This is a genomic window from Kitasatospora sp. NPDC001159, from assembly GCF_053598235.1.
In genome coordinates, this window is sequence record NZ_JBSFJV010000294.1 from 1 (window position 1) to 1,141 (window position 1,141).

2 pseudogenes are annotated in these 1,141 nt (G+C 67.5%); one reads left to right on the forward strand and one right to left on the reverse strand.

What is annotated here, in order from left to right:
• Positions 1-1,042 (reverse strand): annotated as a pseudogene (locus tag ACWC9T_RS41965) (alpha-1,4-glucan--maltose-1-phosphate maltosyltransferase); the annotation flags it as partial.
• A gap of 3 nt (positions 1,043-1,045) precedes the next feature.
• Between ACWC9T_RS41965 and ACWC9T_RS41970 the strand changes: the two are divergent.
• Positions 1,046-1,141 (forward strand): annotated as a pseudogene (locus tag ACWC9T_RS41970) (preprotein translocase subunit SecA); the annotation flags it as partial.

Genomic DNA, 1,141 nt, shown 5'->3' on the forward strand with positions numbered 1-1,141 from the left:
GGCCGAGTTGCGGCATGTCCAACGAGACCGTGGCCTCCTGGGTGTGGCGGGGGTCGAGGTTCACGACCACCAGAACCGTGTTCGATCCCTGCCGCTTGGAGTAGGCGATCACCTCTTCCTTGTCCGTGGTGTGGAAGTGCAGATCGCGCAGCTGGCGCAGGGCCGGGCTCGCGCGCCGGATGGTGTTGAGGCGGGTGATGAGGGGGGCGATGGTGGTGCCCTCACGTTCGGCGGTGGCCCAGTCGCGGGGTTTGAGCTGGTATTTCTCGCTGTCGAGGTATTCCTCGCTGCCGGGGTGGAGGGGGGTGTTCTCGCAGAGTTCGTAGCCGCTGTAGATGCCCCAGGCGGGGGAGAGGGTGGCGGCGAGGACGGCGCGGACCTCGAAGGCGGGGCGGCCGCCGTGCTGGAGGTAGGAGTGGAGGATGTCGGGGGTGTTGGTGAAGAAGTTGGGCCGCATGTAGGAGGCGGCGTCCCCGGTGAGTTCGGTGAGGTACTGGGTGAGTTCCTGTTTGGTGTTGCGCCAGGTGAAGTAGGTGTAGGACTGCTGGAAGCCGATCTGGGCGAGGGTGTGCATCATCGCGGGGCGGGTGAAGGCCTCGGCCAGGAAGATCACGTCGGGGTCGGTGCGGTTGACGGTGGCGATGACGCGTTCCCAGAAGGCGACGGGTTTGGTGTGGGGGTTGTCGACGCGGAAGATGCGTACGCCGTGGTCCATCCAGTGGCGCAGGATGCGGACGGTTTCGGTGACGAGTCCGTCGGGGTCGGTGTCGAAGGCGACGGGGTAGATGTCCTGGTATTTCTTGGGCGGGTTCTCGGCGTGGGCGATGGTGCCGTCGGGGCGGTGGTGGAACCAGTCGGGGTGTTTGTGGACCCAGGGGTGGTCGGGGGAGCACTGGAGGGCGAAGTCGAGGGCGATTTCGAGGCCGTGGCGGGTGGCTTCGGTGACGAAGTGGTCGAAGTCGTCGAGGGTTCCGAGGGCGGGGTGGACGGTGTCGTGGCCGCCTTCGGGTGAGCCGATGGCCCAGGGGACGCCGACGTCGTCGGGATGAACGCCAAGCACCACGAGCGCGAGGCGCAGATCGTCGCGCAGGCCGGCCGCAAGGGCGCCGTCACCGTCGCCACCAACATGGCCGGCCGAGGC